The 16,800-nt window shown below is 61.7% G+C and carries 13 protein-coding genes and 3 tRNA genes; 14 read left to right on the plus strand and 2 right to left on the minus strand.

All coding sequences use genetic code 11. From position 1 onward, the window contains the following. Positions 1-152 precede the first annotated feature (152 nt). Both DBR00_RS16985 and DBR00_RS16990 read left to right on the plus strand, forming a co-directional pair. Entirely contained in the window at positions 153-2,792 is a 2,640-nt protein-coding gene (locus DBR00_RS16985) for a LuxR C-terminal-related transcriptional regulator (RefSeq protein ID WP_108538086.1), read from the plus strand. 139 nt (positions 2,793-2,931) lie between these two features. Continuing rightward, complete coding sequence (locus tag DBR00_RS16990; protein WP_108486132.1) at positions 2,932-5,676, plus strand: peroxidase family protein; 2,745 nt, start codon at positions 2,932-2,934, stop codon at positions 5,674-5,676. Positions 5,677-5,761: 85 nt separating this feature from the next. Here the strand turns inward: DBR00_RS16990 and gspD are convergent, their stop codons facing one another. Both gspD and DBR00_RS17000 read right to left on the minus strand, forming a co-directional pair. Further along, entirely contained in the window at positions 5,762-7,711 is a 1,950-nt protein-coding gene (gene gspD / locus DBR00_RS16995; protein ID WP_108486131.1) for a type II secretion system secretin GspD, read from the minus strand. A gap of 4 nt (positions 7,712-7,715) precedes the next feature. Then, positions 7,716-8,360, minus strand: a complete 645-nt coding sequence (locus tag DBR00_RS17000) for a type II secretion system protein N (protein ID WP_108486130.1) — start codon at positions 8,358-8,360, stop codon at positions 7,716-7,718. Between the two features lie 237 nt (positions 8,361-8,597). Between DBR00_RS17000 and gspE the strand changes: the two genes are divergently transcribed. The 12 genes from gspE (at position 8,598) to DBR00_RS17060 (ending at position 16,470) form a co-directional block, all read left to right on the plus strand. Then, a complete protein-coding gene (gene gspE / locus DBR00_RS17005; protein ID WP_256583060.1) occupies positions 8,598-10,094 on the plus strand; it encodes a type II secretion system ATPase GspE in 1,497 nt (498 codons plus the stop codon). A 3-nt stretch (positions 10,095-10,097) separates the two neighbouring features. Further along, positions 10,098-11,315 (plus strand): GspF family T2SS innner membrane protein variant XcpS, encoded by a 1,218-nt coding sequence (xcpS, locus tag DBR00_RS17010; protein ID WP_108486128.1) that lies wholly within the window; start codon positions 10,098-10,100, stop codon positions 11,313-11,315. A 3-nt stretch (positions 11,316-11,318) separates the two neighbouring features. After that, complete coding sequence (gspG, locus tag DBR00_RS17015) at positions 11,319-11,744, plus strand: type II secretion system major pseudopilin GspG (protein ID WP_108486127.1); 426 nt, start codon at positions 11,319-11,321, stop codon at positions 11,742-11,744. A 5-nt stretch (positions 11,745-11,749) separates the two neighbouring features. Continuing rightward, on the plus strand, positions 11,750-12,292 hold the full coding sequence (gene gspH / locus DBR00_RS17020) for a type II secretion system minor pseudopilin GspH (RefSeq protein WP_108486126.1): 543 nt from the start codon (positions 11,750-11,752) through the stop codon (positions 12,290-12,292). Beyond that, positions 12,289-12,678 carry a type II secretion system minor pseudopilin GspI gene (gene gspI, locus DBR00_RS17025; protein WP_108486125.1) on the plus strand — a complete coding sequence of 130 codons (390 nt, stop codon included), beginning with the start codon at positions 12,289-12,291 and terminating at the stop codon, positions 12,676-12,678. Before gspH ends, gspI begins: the two co-directional genes overlap by 4 nt. Further along, a complete protein-coding gene (gene gspJ / locus DBR00_RS17030; protein WP_108486124.1) occupies positions 12,675-13,370 on the plus strand; it encodes a type II secretion system minor pseudopilin GspJ in 696 nt (231 codons plus the stop codon). The genes gspI and gspJ overlap by 4 nt, the downstream gene beginning before the upstream one ends. Next, the gene (gene gspK, locus DBR00_RS17035) at positions 13,367-14,332 is read left to right on the plus strand and encodes a type II secretion system minor pseudopilin GspK (RefSeq protein WP_108486123.1); all 966 of its coding nucleotides are present in this window, start codon (positions 13,367-13,369) and stop codon (positions 14,330-14,332) included. Before gspJ ends, gspK begins: the two co-directional genes overlap by 4 nt. Next, complete coding sequence (gspL, locus tag DBR00_RS17040; RefSeq protein ID WP_108486122.1) at positions 14,329-15,465, plus strand: type II secretion system protein GspL; 1,137 nt, start codon at positions 14,329-14,331, stop codon at positions 15,463-15,465. The genes gspK and gspL overlap by 4 nt, the downstream gene beginning before the upstream one ends. Continuing rightward, positions 15,462-15,983, plus strand: coding sequence for a type II secretion system protein M (locus DBR00_RS17045; RefSeq protein ID WP_108486121.1), 522 nt, complete (start codon positions 15,462-15,464; stop codon positions 15,981-15,983). Before gspL ends, DBR00_RS17045 begins: the two co-directional genes overlap by 4 nt. A gap of 125 nt (positions 15,984-16,108) precedes the next feature. After that, positions 16,109-16,184, plus strand: a tRNA-Val gene (locus tag DBR00_RS17050). A 33-nt stretch (positions 16,185-16,217) separates the two neighbouring features. Beyond that, positions 16,218-16,294: transfer RNA gene (locus DBR00_RS17055), tRNA-Asp, on the plus strand. 99 nt (positions 16,295-16,393) lie between these two features. Continuing rightward, positions 16,394-16,470: transfer RNA gene (locus tag DBR00_RS17060), tRNA-Asp, on the plus strand. Positions 16,471-16,800: the final 330 nt, after the last annotated feature.

Genomic DNA, 16,800 nt, shown 5'->3' on the forward strand with positions numbered 1-16,800 from the left:
TTTGTCCACTGATGCGTTCGGCTGCAGGCCAACCTTTGGCTAGCCGTGGGCGAACTTTGACGCACTTCAAATTCTCTTCAGGCGCAGGCGCTAGCATTCATCGCAGGCGCGGCGTCTGATCGCGCACAAATAATAAGAACAGGGTCTGACTCATGGACCGAATTCAGCCGTGTATTTCGTCTGCCAATGGTGTGCTCCGCCAGAGCCTGCTGGACCTGCTGGGGCGCAGTGACGATTTTGCCCTGACGTTGCTGCTGGCCCCGGCTGGCTCCGGCAAGTCCACCTTGCTGCAGCACTGGCGCGCTGGCTGTGCGGCGACGCTCGTGCATTACCCGCTGCAGGCACGCGACAACGACCCGCTGTGCTTTTTCCGTCACCTGGCCGAGGGCATTCGCGCCCAGGTCATTGACTTCGACACGTCCTGGTTCAACCCGCTGGCGCTGGCGTCCAGTCTGTCGCCACGGCTGCTGGGCGAGCTGTTCGGCGATGCGCTGGAGCGAGTCGAAGGGCCGCTGTTTATCGCGTTCGATGATTTTCAGTGGATTGAGTCGCGCAGTATTCTGGAGGTGATGGCGGTGCTGCTGGAGCAGCTGCCGAGCCATGTTCACCTGATCATCGCCAGCCGCAATCATCCAGGCTTTGCCCTGAGCCAGCTGAAGCTGGAAAACCGCCTGCTGTGTATCGATCAGCACGACTTGCGCTTGTCCGCCGAGCAGGTGCAGCAGCTCAACCGCCACCTGGGCGGGCAGGCGCTGAACCCGGATTACCTCGACAGCCTGCTGGGTATGACGGAAGGCTGGGTGGCAGGGGTGAAGATCGCCTTGTTGGCCTATGCGCGCTTCGGCACCCAGGCGTTGCAACGTTTCAACGGCAGCCAGCCGGAAATCGTCGATTACTTTGGCCATGTGGTGCTGCGCCAGTTGCCACCGCACCTGCGCGAGTTTCTTCTGTGCTGCGGGCTGTTCGAGCGTTTTGATGGTGCGCTCTGTGACCATGTGCTGCAGCGCACGGGCTCAGCGCTGTTATTGGAGGAGTTGGCTGAGCGGCAGTTGTTCCTGCTGCCGGTGGAAAACCAGCCTGGCAGCTTTCGCTTCCATGCGTTGCTGCAGGACTTTCTCTGCCGGCGCCTGCTGATCGAGGAATACGCCCGCCTGGATCAGCTGCACAGTCGCGCAGCGGATTACTTCATGCAACTGGGCGAGCATGAGCAGGCTTTACAGCATGCCCAGCACTGTGCGGGTCAGCAGCTGTTTCTCGGGCTGTTGGAGCACAGCTGCGCGGCCTGGGTTCGCAGCGGCCAGTTCGGTGACATCCTGCGCTGGCTGGAGCCGTTGCCGGAATCGCTGCTGCTGGCCCAACCCAAACTATTGGGCTGGCTGATTGCCGCGCTGTCGCTGTCACGGCGCTTCCATCAGGCGCATTACCACCTGGAATTACTCGATGGCCTGCAGGTGCGTGCACCTGGCGCGAACCTGGAGCCGGCGACGCGGCAGTTTCTCGCTTTGCTGCTTGGCTTGTTCGAGCAGGACAAGGACTTTGAGCCGCCGCCGGCCTGGCGTGACCTGTTGGGCGCGGGGCAGGACCTGGAAATCCGTGCCTGCACCCTGGCGGTGATTGCCTATCAGCACCTGCTGGGGGCACGCTTGCAGGAGGCCATTCGCTTTGCCAGCGAGTCCAAGCAACTGTTGGCGCAATGCGGGCACAGTTTCCTGGAGAGCTACACCGACCTGATCATTGCCCTGTGCCATCGCAACGCCGGGCGTGCAACACACGCACGCAAGCAGGTATGCCTGGATTATCAGGGCACCAATCCGACGTCTCCGGCCTGGGTCAACCGTGCCACGGCCATGGTGGTGGTGCTGTACGAGCAGAATCAGCTGAACGAGGCACAACAGCTGTGCGACGAGCTGATGGCGATGGTCAACTCGTCTTCGGCCACCGAGGCGATTGCCACGGTTTACATTACCCTGTCACGGCTGTTGCACCGGCGTCAGCAGCAGGCCCGGGCCTGCCGTCTGCTGGATCAGCTGTCGTGCATCCTGCAGCTGGGTAACTACGCGCGATTTGTCAGCCAGGTGGCTCAGGAAAGCATGCGCCAGGCTTGGCTTGGCGGTAAGGCGGCTACCATGGACGCGGTGGCTCAGCGCTATGATCTGCCGGCACGTTTGCAAGCCGGGGAGTGGGAGACGGTGCGGCCTTATGACGAGAGTTGGGAGCGTTTGGGCCTGGCCTGCGTCTACTGGTTGCAGGCGCGCGGTGCGCAGGTACAGGCGGCGCGGATTCTCAAGGTGCTTGGTGCGGCGCTGCAGCGCAGCGAAATGCGCGCGCGACGGCTGATCGTTGAAGCCAATCAACTGGTCTTGGCCGCCACCACACAGAGCAAAGCGCAACAACTCGAGGCCCTCAGCCGTCTGGTGGAGGCCCATGGCATCGTCAATATCAACCGTTCGGTGTTCGACGAGGCGCCGGGTTTTGCCGCGGGTGTGCTGAGCCTGGTGCAGGCCGGTCTGCTCGCAGTGCCGGACAAGTACCGCGAGCACTATGCCGAATTCCTGCAGGGTGAGCAGAGCGCACCGCCATTTGATCCACTGGCCAGTGGCCTGCTCACCGGGCGGGAAGTGGAAGTGTTCGAGTGCCTGCTCAGCGGACTGTCGAATACGCAGATCAGCGACAAGACCGGTATTGCTCTGTCCACCACCAAATGGCACCTGAAGAACATCTACTCCAAGCTCAATGTCTCCAGCCGCACCGAAGCGATTCTCGTCGTACGCCCGCGGGCCTCACTCAGCTAGCCCAGCCCTCACCGACTGATTGGCCGCCACCCCTCCGCGGGAGGGGGGCGTTGTACCTGGCCGGCCAATAGGCTTGATCCTGCGCTGCTATGTCGGTAGCCGCATTGTCCGTACAACAATAAAAACGGGAGCATTAGCCATGTCGGTATGGGTCACTTGGCCAGCTTTGACCAAGCTGGGAACGCTGGGCGTCGTCTCGGGGCTGCTGGTGCTGGCGGTCGAACGCCAGGCCTTGTTCGAGAACAACCTCTTCGATGTCGAAAATTACGCGGGCTACAACGCCAACATCACCTGCGATGCGCGTAGCCTGGCGGCGCGCACCGAGGATGGCACCTGTAACATTCTCAGCAACCCGGCCGAGGGTTCGGTGTACCGGCGCTTTGGTCGCAACGTCAACCCGGCGGTCACCCATGGCGAAACCAGCACACTGCTCAGCCCCAACCCGCGTGAGGTGAGTAACCTGCTGATGGCGCGCGAGGAGTTCAAGCCGGCCCCGAGTCTTAACTTTATTGCTGCGGCCTGGATTCAATTTATGGTGCACGACTGGTTCGATCACGGCCCGAATGCCGATGCCGACCCGATCCAGTTCCCGTTGCCGCCGGGCGATGTACTGGGCAGTGGCAGCATGTCCGTCAAGCGCACCCAGCCGGACCCGAGCCGCAGCAGCGCCGATGCTGGCAAGCCGCAGACCTACCGCAACCACAACACCCACTGGTGGGACGGCTCGCAGCTGTACGGCAGCAACAAGGCTACCAACGACAAGGTGCGCGCGTTTGTCGACGGTAAGCTCAAGGTCAATGCCAACGGCACTCTGCCCAGCGAGCTGCTCAGCGGCAAGCCGGTAACCGGGTTCAACGAGAACTGGTGGGTGGGGCTGAGCATGCTGCATCAGCTGTTCACCCTTGAACACAACGCCATCGCCAGCAAACTCAAGCAGAAGTACCCGACGCAGAGCGATCAGTGGCTGTATGACCGCGCGCGGCTGATCAACTCGGCACTGATGGCCAAGATCCATACTGTGGAGTGGACCCCGGCGGTGATTGCCAACCCGATCACCGAGCGCGCCATGTACTCCAACTGGTGGGGTCTGCTCGGCCAGGGCGGCCCGCGTGACGACTTCCAGGCCGAAGTGCGCATGCTGCAAGCGGACTTGGCCAAGTCCGATTCTTTCGTCAAACGCATCCTCGGTTTCGACCCGAACGTAGCGCCAGGCGTGGGTAACAGCGCCATCGACCACGCCCTGACCGGCATCGTCGGCTCTACCGCACCAAACAACTACGGCGTACCGTTCACTCTCACCGAAGAGTTCGTCGCGGTGTACCGCATGCACCCGCTGATGCGTGACAACGTGCAGGTGTATGACATCGGCTCCAACCAGGTGGCGCGCACCATCGCCCTGCAGAACACTCGCGATCGTGATGCCGAAAACCTGCTTAACGATGAGCGTCCGGAGCGCCTGTGGTACTCCTTCGGCATCACCAACCCAGGTTCGCTGACGCTGAACAACTACCCGAACTTCCTGCGTAACCTGTCGATGCCGCTGGTGGGTGATATCGACCTGGCCACCATCGACGTGCTGCGTGACCGTGAGCGCGGCGTGCCGCGTTATAACGAATTCCGCCGGCAGATCGGCCTTAAGCCGATCACCAAGTTCGAGGACCTGACCAAAGACGCCGCGACCCTGGCTGAACTCAAACGCATCTATGGCAACAACATCGAGCGCATCGACACCCTGGTGGGCATGCTGGCCGAAACCGTGCGGCCGGAAGGTTTTGCCTTCGGCGAAACGGCGTTCCAGATCTTCATCATGAACGCCTCGCGCCGCCTGATGACTGACCGCTTCTACACCAAGGACTATCGCCCTGAGGTGTACACCCCGGAAGGGATCGATTGGGTCGAACACACCACCATGGTCGATGTGTTGCGCCGTCACAATCCGCAGCTGCAGGCCAGCCTGGTTGGGGTGGAGAACGCCTTCAAACCCTGGGGCCTGAATATCCCCGCGGATTATGAAAGCTGGCCAGGGGCCAACAAGCAGGAAAACCTCTGGGTCAACGGTGCGCTGCGCACGCAATATGCGCCGGACAAACTGCCAGCGTTGCAGCCAGTGAATGTGGGCGGGCTGATTGGCTCGATCCTCTGGAACAAGGTCAAGGTCCGCAGTGACGTAGCCCCAGCGGGTTATGAAAAGCCAATTCATCCCCATGGCGTGATGGCCAAGGTGAAGTTCGTCGCAGTGCCGAACAACCCCTACAGTGGGCTGTTCCAGGGCTCTGACAACGGCCTGCTGCGCTTGTCGGTTACCGGTGATCCCGCCGATCGCGGCTTCGCCCCGGGCCTGGCATGGAAGGCCTTTGTCGATGGTAAACCGTCAGAGAACGTGTCCGCCCTCTACACCCTGAGCGGGCAGGGCGGTAACCATAACTTCTTCGCCAACGAGCTGTCGCAGTACGTGGTGCCGGAAGCCAACGACACCCTGGGCACGACCATTCTGTTCTCGGCGGTGAGCCTCAAGCCGACACTGCTGCTGCTCAACGACATGGCAGAAGTCACCCAGGCCGGCGCCACCGTGGCCAAACCCAAGGCACCGACGCAGATTTACTTTGTGCCGCGCACCGAGCTGCGCAATCGTTTCGCCAGCACCGCACATGACTTCCGTGCGGACCTGCTGACCCTCAATGCCGGTACCAAGGTCTATGACGTGTACGCCACGTCGATGGAGATCAAGACCTCGATCATTCCGTCGATCAGCCGCAATTACGCCGCTCAACGGCGCAACAGTGCGGTGAAGATTGGCGAAATGGAGCTGACTTCGGCCTTTGTCGCGTCGGCGTTCGGCGATAACGGGGTGTTCTTCAAGCACCAGCGTAACGAAGACAAATAAGCGTTAGTCGCGCTAAAGCAAAAGGCCTCGGTGGATACCGAGGCCTTTTTTATTGCGGTGCTGCTCTGTGCGTGCGGCCGAGAGGTTACTCGCGCAGGTCGATAGCGCCGGGCTCGGCCTTGTCGAACAGGTGATCCGGATTGCTCGGCAGGATGCCGGGGCGGTAATCCTCGCGCACATCACCGAGTACCCGGATATCGCTGTATTTCTTCCCGGAGAGCGCGGCCAGGCCGGCGCCATCGCGCACCACGGTCGGGCGCAGAAAGACCATCAGGTTGCGCTTGATGCGGGTTTCCTTGGTCGAACGAAACAGTGCTCCCACCAATGGAATGTCACCCAGCAACGGCACTTTGGAGTCGGCCTGGGTGACGTCATCCTGAATCAGCCCGCCGAGCACAATGACTTGGCCGTTTTCGGCGAGGATGGTGCTCTTGATCGAGCGTTTGTTGGTGATCAGGTCAACCGCATTGACGCCCTGGCTGGTGGGGGCAATGGAGGAGATTTCCTGCTCGATCTCCAGGCGTAAGCTTGCCCCTTCGTTAATGTGCGGGGTGACCTTGAGGGTAACGCCGATGTCCTGGCGCTCAATGGTAGTGAAAGGGTTGTCCGCGCCCGAACCGCTGGTGGTGAAGGAACCGGTCTGGAAGGGCACGTTCTGCCCGACCAGAATTTCCGCTTTCTGGTGATCCAACGTCAGCAAGCTGGGCGTGGACAGTAGATTGCTTTTGCTATTTGCCGACAGCGCAGTAATCAGTACCCCGAAACTGTCTGTGCCCAGGCCGATGATGGCGCCATCCGGCAGGTTGGCCAGGGTGTTGTTATCAGTGTCGCTGCCGCTGTCCTGAATGGCTTGTAATACACGGCCCACAGACAATCCTGTGCCGCTGAAGTTGGTTCCGCCCAGGCCACCGGTACTGCCGCGGCCATCCACGGCCCACTGCACACCGAGGGCGTCGGTGATATCGCCGGAGACTTCGACAATCGCTGCCTCTACCATAACCTGCGCGCGCGGTACATCCAGCTGGCGCACGATGTCTTCCAGGGTCGCCACCACATCGGGTTCAGCCAGCAGCACCAGGGCGTTGAGGCTTTCGTCGGCGCGGATCAGGATGGTCTGCGGTTTGCCGGTGGTTTCGCCACCGGCTTCTGGTTTGAGCTTCTCGGAAATCTCGCCGAGGGTTTCCGCCAGGCTCTTGGCATCGCCATGGCGCAGCCGAATCACCCGGGTATTGGCCGAGCGGCTGGTGGGCGTATCCAGTGATTGGGCCATGGCCACCAGCTTGGCCCGTGCTGCCGGTGGGCCGAGCAGAATCAGGCGGTTGGTGCGGCCGTCGGCAATCACCTGAGTGCCGGACGCGCCCTTGGCCTGGCCACGATCCACGGCATTGCGCAGCACTTCGGCGGTGTCCATGACCCAGGCATGCTGCAGGTTGAGCACGCTGTAATCATGCTGGCCTTTCTGATCGAGCTGGCGCAGCAGGTCTTCGATGCGTTCAATGTTGGCGGTACGGTCGCTGATGATGATCGCGTTGGCTGTGGTGATGGCGGCCAAATGACCGTATTGCGGCACCAGTGGGCGGATCAGCGGAATCAGTTCGGTGGCCGAGCCATGCTGTACCTGAATCAGTCGGGTTTCCAGGCGGTCTGGTGCGTTGCGCCCGGCGTCCGCATCGGCCTTGGCCTCGGCGTTGGGCACGATGCGCGCTTGGTCGCCCTGGGTGATTACGCTGAAGCCGTGGGTGGCCATCACCGAGAGAAACAGCTGATACACCTCGGTCAGCGTCAGCGGGCTGTTTGACACCACACTGACCTGGCCCTTGACCCGCGGATCGACGACAAAGGTCTGTCCACTGATCTGCGCCACCTGGTCGATAAACTCGCGGATATCGGCACCCTTGAGGTTGATGGTCCAGCTTTCCTCCTGCTGGCTGGCGCTGGGCGCCACAGCAGTCACGGCAGCAATCAGCGGCAGTGGGCTGCAAGCCAGGCCCGCAGCCAACAGAGCGAAGGTAAGGCGCGAAAGAGTCGGGGTCATCGTGTCAGTTGGTTTCCGTTGGCAAATCGGTGGGTTCTGGGGTGTCCGGCACACTGTCGGAGGCCTGCATCTGCTGGCGCAGGGCATCCATGCGTTCGCGCAGCTGAATCAGGTCATCGGATTGCAGCTCGCTGAGCTGTTCCAGTGGGTCTGTTGAGGTCTCGCTTACACTGCTTGGCAAGCTGCTCGTCGCCAGAGCGCTGAGGGGGAAGCTGAGGCTTTCACGGCGGCCATTGCGCAATAACTCGACGCGGTCGGCGGCTACCGCATGCAGGCGAACGCCGCTGCTGATTTCACTGTTGATGGTGTAACGCTGAGCGCTGCTGCCTTCGCTGCGAATAATCGCGCTGGAACGCTGCGGGTCGGCATGCACGAAGCTGCCCAGCAGCGTCAGGCGCAGGTCGGTATTGGGGGCGGGGCTGTCGCTGGTCACGCTGCTGGTGCCGAACAGCTGGCCGATTTCAGTGGGTTGTGCGGCGGTTTGCGCGGTGTGCGCCGAGGTTTCAGCTGTCTTTGCCGGGGTGCGCAGCAGGCGTAGCCACTCGGCACTTTGCCAGGCCAGGCTGAAGCTCATGACGGTCACCAGCGCAAGTCCCACCAGGGTGGTGGCATGGCGCTGCAGCCAGCGTTGGGAAGCCAAAAGGGGCAAGGGGCGTCACTCCAGAACTTATTATTATGTGGCGTGGATCGCGCCCTGATCATAGACACTTGCCAGGAGTTTGACAGCCCCCCGTTGGGGTAGTGTGTCGTTCTGATCAATGTGCTAAAGATAGCGCGCGGTTTTCCTGCTAAATCCTGCTACTTACAACTATTAATTCACAGAGCCCTGGCTTGCTGTTGTGCATTTGGCGTCCTGCGGCGCTGCTTCGGTTACTGTGACAAAGGCATGTTACGAATGAATGCGTTGCTAACCGAAGCTCCTGTTCGGCGTTTGCCGTTTAGTTTTGCCAAGCGCCATGGGGTGGTGCTGTTGAGCGCCAACGGGCTGCCGAGCCTGGCCTATCGCCCGGGTGTGGAACTGGTGGCGTTGGCCGAAGCACAGCGGTTTGTTGGCGTGCGCCTGCCGCTGCACGCCATGACCCTTGAGGCCTTTGAGCAGGCGCTGGGGCAGGCGTATCAACATGACTCGGCGTCCATGCAATTGGCCGAAGACATCGGTGGCAGCCTGGACCTGGCAGCATTGGCCGAGCAGGTGCCGGAAACCGAAGACCTGCTTGAGCAGGAAGACGACGCACCGATCATCCGCTTGATCAACGCCATCCTCGGTGAGGCGATCAAGGAAAACGCGTCTGACATTCACCTGGAAACCTTTGAAAAACGCCTGGTGGTGCGCTTTCGCGTCGATGGCGTACTGCGTGAAGTGCTCGAACCCAAGCGCGAGCTGGCAGCTCTGCTGGTCTCGCGGATCAAGGTCATGGCGCGGCTGGATATTGCTGAGAAACGCATCCCGCAGGACGGCCGTATTTCCCTGAAAGTCGGTGGCCGTGAAGTCGATGTGCGGGTTTCGACTCTGCCCTCGGCCAATGGCGAGCGGGTGGTGCTGCGTTTGCTGGATAAACAAGCCGGCCGCCTCAACCTGCAACACCTGGGCATGAGCGCGCGTGACCGTGATCTGATGGAAGCCACCGTACGCAAACCCCACGGTATTCTGCTGGTCACCGGGCCGACCGGTTCGGGTAAGACCACCACCCTTTACGCCAGCCTGGTCAGCCTGAATGACCGCACGCGCAATATCCTCACCGTTGAAGACCCGATCGAATATCACCTCGAAGGTATCGGCCAGACCCAGGTCAACACCAAGGTCGACATGACCTTTGCCCGTGGCCTGCGGGCGATTTTGCGCCAAGACCCGGACGTGGTGATGGTCGGCGAGATCCGCGACAAGGAAACCGCTGAAATCGCCGTGCAAGCCTCGCTGACCGGCCACCTGGTGCTCTCGACCCTGCACACCAACAGCGCCATCGGTGCGATTACCCGTCTGGTGGACATGGGCATCGAGCCGTTTCTGCTGTCGTCGTCCTTGCTCGGCGTGCTGGCCCAGCGTCTGGTGCGGGTGCTGTGCCCGCATTGCAAAGAGGCGTATCAAGCCGATGAAGCCGAGTGCACCTTGCTCGGCGTACCGTTCGCACATCCGCCGACCTTGTTTCACGCCCGTGGCTGCGCCGAGTGCCATCAGCAGGGTTACCGTGGCCGCACCGGCATCTACGAGTTGGTGGTGTTCGATGACCACCTGCGCACGCTGATTCACAATGCCGCCTCCGAGCAGGACATGACCCGTCACGCCCGTACCCTCGGCCCGAGCATCCGTGAAGATGGCCGGCGCAAGGTGCTGGAAGGGGCGACCACGGTCGAGGAAGTGTTGCGCGTGACGCGAGAGGAATAGCGCGTGGCCGCCTTCGAATACCTTGCCCTCGATGGCAAAGGCCGCCAGCAGAAAGGCGTGCTGGAAGCCGACAGCGCACGCCAGGTGCGGCAGATACTGCGTGAGCGGCAGCTGGCCCCGCTGGACGTCAAAGCCACGCGCACACGGGAAAATGCCGGGGCGGGCTCGCACTTCAGTTTTAACCGGGGCATTTCGGCGCGCGATCTGGCGCTGATCACCCGCCAGTTGGCCACCTTGGTGCAGGCCGCTTTGCCGATTGAGGAAGCCCTGCGTGCGGCCGCCGCGCAAGCCACTGCGCCACGTATTCAAAGCATGCTGCTGGCCGTGCGTGCCCGCGTGCTGGAAGGCCATGACCTGGCCAGCAGCCTGAAAGAGTTCCCCTCGGCCTTTCCCGAGCTGTACCGCGCCACCGTGGCGGCAGGTGAGCATGCCGGTCATCTCGGTCCGGTGTTGGAGCAACTGGCCGACTACACCGAACAACGCCAGCAGTCACGGCAGAAAATCCAGTTGGCGCTGCTCTATCCGCTGATTCTGATGTGCGCCTCGTTGCTGATCGTCGGCTTCCTGCTCGGCTATGTGGTGCCGGACGTGGTGCGGGTGTTTGTCGATTCCGGGCAAACCCTGCCGGCGCTGACGCGCGGCCTGATCACTCTGAGCGATTGGGTCAAAGCTTGGGGTTGGCTGGCGGTGTTGCTCAGTGTGCTGGGTGTCTTCGCCCTGCGCTGGGCGTTGCGTGACGATGCACTCAAGGCGCGCTGGCATGGCCTGCTGCTGCGTATTCCGTTAGCGGGCCGCTTGATTCGCGCCACCGACTGCGCACGCTTCGCCTCAACCTTGGCGATTCTGACCCGCAGCGGTGTGCCGCTGGTGGAAGCGCTGGGCATCGGCGCGCAGGTGATCGCCAACCGGGTGATTCGCGCTGAGGTGGTGATTGCCGCACAAAAGGTGCGCGAGGGCGGCAGCCTGACCCGCGCCCTGGAGGCCAGCGGCCAGTTTCCGCCGATGATGCTGCACATGATTGCCAGCGGCGAACGCTCGGGTGAACTCGACCAGATGCTGGCACGCACGGCGCGCAATCAGGAAAACGATCTGGGTGCCCAAGTGGCGCTGCTGGTGGGGCTGTTCGAGCCCTTTATGCTGGTCTTTATGGGGGCGGTGGTGCTGGTGATCGTACTGGCCATTCTGCTGCCGATTCTGTCTCTCAATCAGTTGGTGGGGTAAGCAGTGAACAAGCGTCAATCCGGTTTTACGCTGATCGAAATCATGGTGGTGGTAGTCATTCTCGGCATCCTCGCCGCGTTGGTGGTGCCACAGGTAATGAGCCGGCCCGATCAAGCCAAGGTCACCGTGGCCAAAGGCGATATCAAAGCCGTGGCCGCCGCGCTGGATATGTACAAGCTCGACAACCACAGCTACCCCAGCACCCAGCAGGGATTGGAAGCGCTGGTGAAGAAACCTTCTGGCAACCCGCAGCCGAAGAACTGGAACCGCGACGGCTACCTCAAGCGCCTGCCGGTCGATCCGTGGGGCAACGTCTATCAATACCTGGCGCCGGGCACCAAGGGGGCTTTCGACCTGTATTCGCTGGGCGCCGACGGCAAGGAAGGCGGCAGCGATCAGGATACCGATATCGGTAACTGGGACCTCTGATCTTCATGCGCCAGCAACCGAGCCAGGCTGGGGGCTTTACCCTGATCGAACTGCTGGTGGTGCTGGTGATTCTCGGCAGCCTGATCGGTATTGCCGTGCTCAGTGTGGGTATCGCCGGCCCTGGACGCGAGTTGCATAACGAAGCTGAACGGTTGGCCGGATTGATTGGTGTGCTGGCCGAGGAAGCGGTGCTGGACAACCAGGAATACGGCCTGCTGCTCAGTCGCGAGGCCTATCAAGTGCTGCGTTATGACTCAGCGAAACAGAGTTGGCAGGCCTTGTCGGCCAAGTCCCATAAGCTGCCGGGCTGGGCCGAGCTGAGTGTCGAGCTGGAAGGCGCGGCGCTGGAGTTGCCGCTGCCAGAGGGTGAAGAACCCAGCAAAGGCGCACTGACGCCGCAGTTGTTGTTGCTGTCGAGCGGGGAAATCAGCCCGTTTCGTTTGCGCCTGGCCGAGCGCCGCGCCGATGGGCTGCGCCTGCAATTGGTTAGCGATGGTTTCCAATTGCCCAAGGTTGAGAGCGAGCAGCCGGCAGGGCGCAAACGATGAGGCGCGTGGGCGGCTTTACCCTGCTGGAGGTGCTGGTTGCTTTGGCAATTTTCGCCTTGGTCGCCGCCAGCGTATTGACCGCTAGCGCGCGCAGCCTGCAAACCGCCTCGCGGTTGGAAGAAAAGACCCTGGCCATGTGGATCGCCGACAACCAGCTGGCAGAGTTGCAGTTGTCGAAGACCCCGGTTGCTGATGGCCGCGACCAGGGTGAGGTGGACTTCGCCGGGCGGCGCTGGCAGTGGCAAAGCGAGGTGCAGGCCACCAGCGAGGCGGATATGCGCCGCGTCACCCTGTGGGTTGCGCCCGCCGAACAGGGGCGTTCGGGCGGCGATGTGCGCGAGCGTTCGGTGGTCAGCCTGAATGGTTTTCTCGGGGTGATGCAATGAGGGCCGCACGCGGTTTTACCCTGCTCGAATTGCTGATCGCCATCGCCATCTTTGCGTTGTTGGGGTTGGGCACCTACCGCATGCTCGACAGCGTATTGCAAACCGACAAGGTCACCCGCGCCCATGAACTGCAATTGCGCGAGCTGGTGCGCGCCATGGCCGCATTCGAGCGTGATGTGCTGCAGGTGCAGGCCAGGCCCTCGCGTGATCCCTTTGGTGATCCACGCGCCGCCTTGCTCGGTGAAGACCTCGATAACCCAGCCCTGGAGCTGACCCGTAGTGGCTGGCGCAATCCCTTGGGGCAGTCGCGCTCCGGTCTGCAGCGGGTGCGCTGGCAACTCAGTGGCGAGCAGTGGCAGCGTCAGTACTGGACGGTGCTGGATCAAGCGCAGGACAGCCAGCCGCAGGTGCAGCAGGCGCTGGATGGGGTGACCCGGGTGCAATTGCGCTATCTGGATCAGGAGGGCACCTGGCAGACCCGTTGGCCGCCGTTGGAAAAGAACCCCGACGAAGCGCTCAAAGTTCTGCCTCAAGCCATTGAGCTGGTGTTGCAGCATCGCCGTTATGGCGATCTGCGCCGTATGCTGCGCCTGCCTGAAGGTTTGCCAGAGCGTCTGCAGCAAGCACCCGAGCCGAACCCTGACGAGCCCGCCGAACCCGGTGGCGATATTCCCGAGGAGCCGCGCTCATGAGTCGGCAGCGCGGCATGGCGCTGATCACCGTCTTGCTGGTGGTGGCGGTGGTCACAGTGGTCAGCGCCGGGATTATCGCCCGCCAGCAATTGTCGATCCGCAGCAGCGCTAACCAGCTGCACGTCCGCCAGGCCTGGCATTACGCCCTGGGCGGCGAAACCCTGGCCAAAGCTATCCTGCAGCGTGACCTGCGTCAGGGCGATCCACGTGCCCCGATTGATCATCTTGCCGAGATCTGGGCCAAGCCGCAGGCACCGTTCAGCCTGGATGAGGGGGGCACACTGCAGGTGCAGATCAATGACCCAACGGGGCGTTTCAACCTCAACAGCCTGCTGCGCCAGGGGCAGCCTAACGAGGCTGCACTCGGGCAACTGCGCCGCCTGCTACTCGGATTGCAGATCGACACGCCTTACGCCGAACGCCTGCTCGACTGGCTGGATGCCGATGACCAGCCCCGCGGTGGTTACGGTGCCGAAGATAACCAGTATCTGCTGGCGCTGCCGCCTTATCGCGCGGCTAACCGCGAGCTGGCCGATGTGTCCGAGCTGCGCCTGCTGCTGGACATGAACGAGGCGGATTACCAACGCCTGTTGCCTTATGTCAGCGCTTTACCGGCGGATGCCACCCTCAACGTCAACACCGCCAGCGCACGAGTGCTGGCCAGCCTGGCTGAAGGTCTGCCGCTGAGCACGGCGCAAGGGTTGGTCGCCGCGCGAGGCCGTGAGGGTTATCGTGATGTACCGAGCTTTACCGCTCAGCTCGGCGGCCTGCAGGTGCAAAGCCAGGGTCTGGCAGTGGGTAGTCAATATTTTCAGGTGGTGAGTGAGGTCACGGTCGGCGAGCGCCGGCAGACTCTGCGCAGCACCGTGCAGCGCGCCAATGATGGTCGTGTTTATGTTCTAGCCCGTGATTTGGGGCAGGGTGCAATGGCGCCAGTGCTTGTCGAGGAAGTGCAACCATGAGTCAGACCTATGTATTTCTGCCGCCCGCCGCCTGTGCTGGCGCGCAGGCTGATCTACCCGTGCAGTGGGTGGCCGACGGGCTCAGCGAAACCCTGGCGTTTGGTGATGCGCAGACGCAGCTTGGCGCCAGCTGGACCTTGGTGCTGCCCGTTGAGGCGGTAACGGCCTGCGCAGTCACTCTGCCGACGCGCAAAGCCCGTTGGTTACGCCAGGCGCTGCCGTTTGCGGTGGAGGAGCTGCTCGCCGAAGAAGTCGAGCTGATGCACCTGGCGTTGGGTGAGCAACTGGCTGATGGTCGCCATCGCGTATTTGCCGTACGCCGCAGCTGGCTGGCCGGTTGGTTGGCATTGTGCCCCACAGCGCCGCAGGCGATTGCCGTGGATGCCGATCTGTTGCCAGGGCCGGGTTCTGCGCTCTTGTCGCAGCATGGTCGCTGGTTGCTGGGCGGTGAGAATGTTACGCGGATGGCGCTGCAGGCGCAGGACTGGCCGCAGCTGAGCCCCCTGTGTGTGCAACCGCAGGTGGCCTGGTGTGATGCGCAGCATTCGGTGCCGCAGCCGGTGGATGAGCGGATGTCGGTTGCCGATCCCTTTGTCTGGCTGGCTCAGCAGCCGCTGCGCAACAACCTGGCGCAGGGCGAGTTCGCCGTGCAAAGCAGCAACGGCCAGTGGCAACGCTGGCGGCCACTGTTGGGGTTGGTGGGTATGTGGTTGGTGCTGCAGTGGGGCCTCAATCTGGCGCAGGGCTGGCACCTGCAGCGGCAGGCCGATGAATACGCCGCCGCCAGCGCCGCGTTGTACAAGGAGCTGTTCCCGCAGGACAGCAAGCTGGTCAATCTGCGTGCGCAGTTTGATCAGCATCTGCAGGTCGGTGCGGGCAGTGGACAAACCCGCTTGCTCGGCTTGCTGGCTCAGGTCAGCGGCGCGCTGGCTGCCGATGGCGGGCAGGTGCAGATCAGTCAGGTGGATTTCAGCGAGGTGCGCGGCGATTTGGCCATGCAGGTGCAGGCCGCCGGCTTTGCCGAACTGGAACGTCTGCGTGAACGTTTGCAGGAAAGTGGTCTGGCGGTGCAACTGGGTTCCGCCAACCGTGAAGGTGCAGGCGTCAGCGCACGCGTGGTGATCGGAGGATGAGTATGGTTTCGCAAGGTAAAGGCTTTACCGCGCAGCTGGATAATTCGCTGTTGCTGCAACGCTGGCGGGCATTGGCGCCACGTGAGCAGTTCGCGCTTGGCAGCTTGGGCGCGTTTCTGCTGCTGTTGCTGCTTTATCTAACGCTCTGGCAACCGGCTCAGGAGCGCCTGGTCGCAGCGCGCAGTGCGTTTGAAACACAGCGTGAATTGAATGCCTACCTGCATAGTCAGGCACCAGCGGCGCGCAATCTGGTCAGCACTCCGCAACAGGCGATTGATCCGGAGCGGCTGCAAGGCTTGGTCACGGCCACGGCTGCGACCCAGGGTCTGACCATCGAACGCCTGGACAACTCTGGCGACGGCGCCGTGCAGCTCAACCTGCAACCCGCGCCTTTTGCCCAGTTGCTGCGTTGGTTCACGGTGCTGCAGGAGCAGGGTGTGCAAATCGCCGAAGCCGGGCTGGATCGCGCCGAAGACAATAAGGTGGCTGCTCGGCTCAGTCTGCGGGTGGCGCAATAAGGGTGCGCCGTGCCCTGTGATAGCACCTGGCAAGGGCAGCGTTTTTTGTACTTTTTTAGAAAAACTTGAAGCAGGGTGTTGACTTAGGTGCGGCCCTTGCGTAAATTTCGCGCCTCGCAAGCAGCGGGTGATTAGCTCAGCTGGGAGAGCATCTGCCTTACAAGCAGAGGGTCGGCGGTTCGATCCCGTCATCACCCACCACTCTTGTGAAACCGGACGAAAGTCCACCGACGCGCAGCGGTAGTTCAGTCGGTTAGAATACCGGCCTGTCACGCCGGGGGTCGCGGGTTCGAGTCCCGTCCGCTGCGCCATATTTTCCAGCCTGTGTTAGCTCAGGTTGAGATGAAGAAGCCGTAATGGCTGATGCATCAGACGAAGCAAGAGTTATACGGACGAAAGTCCACCGACATGCAGCGGTAGTTCAGTCGGTTAGAATACCGGCCTGTCACGCCGGGGGTCGCGGGTTCGAGTCCCGTCCGCTGCGCCATATAGAAAGCCCGCTGATAGCGATATCAGCGGGTTTTTTATTGCCTAAAAATATTGTATGTTTTTGAGTTGCTTGGGAGGGCCTGCTTCCAAAATTCCCTTGGTTGTCTTGTAGGCCAACTTTAGGTTGGTTTTTGGGTGTGTGTGCGCTTATCTCCCTGCAAATGCTGATGGCCTGTTGAAGTGGGGATTTTTGCTCTGCTATACAGCGCAACTGGTTTGAAACGGAAAATGATTTTCCTTTGACTCAGTCGCCGGTTAGCGAGGGATCGCATGAGGCCTCAGTATTTTTCTTCATGGCTTATCTGTTCTTGTAACTGCAAATTAATTT

This window comes from Pseudomonas sp. HMWF032 (genome assembly GCF_003060885.1).
In the GTDB taxonomy this organism is placed as follows: Bacteria; Pseudomonadota; Gammaproteobacteria; order Pseudomonadales; family Pseudomonadaceae; genus Aquipseudomonas.

Excerpts from the sequence above, each read along its gene's own strand:
- DBR00_RS16985 (WP_108538086.1), top strand. The coding sequence starts at position 153 with ATGGACCGAATTCAGCCGTGTATTTCGTCTGCCAATGGTGTGCTCCGC.
- DBR00_RS16990 (WP_108486132.1), top strand. The coding sequence starts at position 2,932 with ATGTCGGTATGGGTCACTTGGCCAGCTTTGACCAAGCTGGGAACGCTG.
- gspD (WP_108486131.1), bottom strand. The coding sequence starts at position 7,711 with ATGACCCCGACTCTTTCGCGCCTTACCTTCGCTCTGTTGGCTGCGGGC.
- gspE (WP_256583060.1), top strand. The coding sequence starts at position 8,598 with ATGTTACGAATGAATGCGTTGCTAACCGAAGCTCCTGTTCGGCGTTTG.
- gspH (WP_108486126.1), top strand. The coding sequence starts at position 11,750 with ATGCGCCAGCAACCGAGCCAGGCTGGGGGCTTTACCCTGATCGAACTG.
- gspI (WP_108486125.1), top strand. The coding sequence starts at position 12,289 with ATGAGGCGCGTGGGCGGCTTTACCCTGCTGGAGGTGCTGGTTGCTTTG.
- gspJ (WP_108486124.1), top strand. The coding sequence starts at position 12,675 with ATGAGGGCCGCACGCGGTTTTACCCTGCTCGAATTGCTGATCGCCATC.
- gspK (WP_108486123.1), top strand. The coding sequence starts at position 13,367 with ATGAGTCGGCAGCGCGGCATGGCGCTGATCACCGTCTTGCTGGTGGTG.
- gspL (WP_108486122.1), top strand. The coding sequence starts at position 14,329 with ATGAGTCAGACCTATGTATTTCTGCCGCCCGCCGCCTGTGCTGGCGCG.
- DBR00_RS17045 (WP_108486121.1), top strand. The coding sequence starts at position 15,462 with ATGAGTATGGTTTCGCAAGGTAAAGGCTTTACCGCGCAGCTGGATAAT.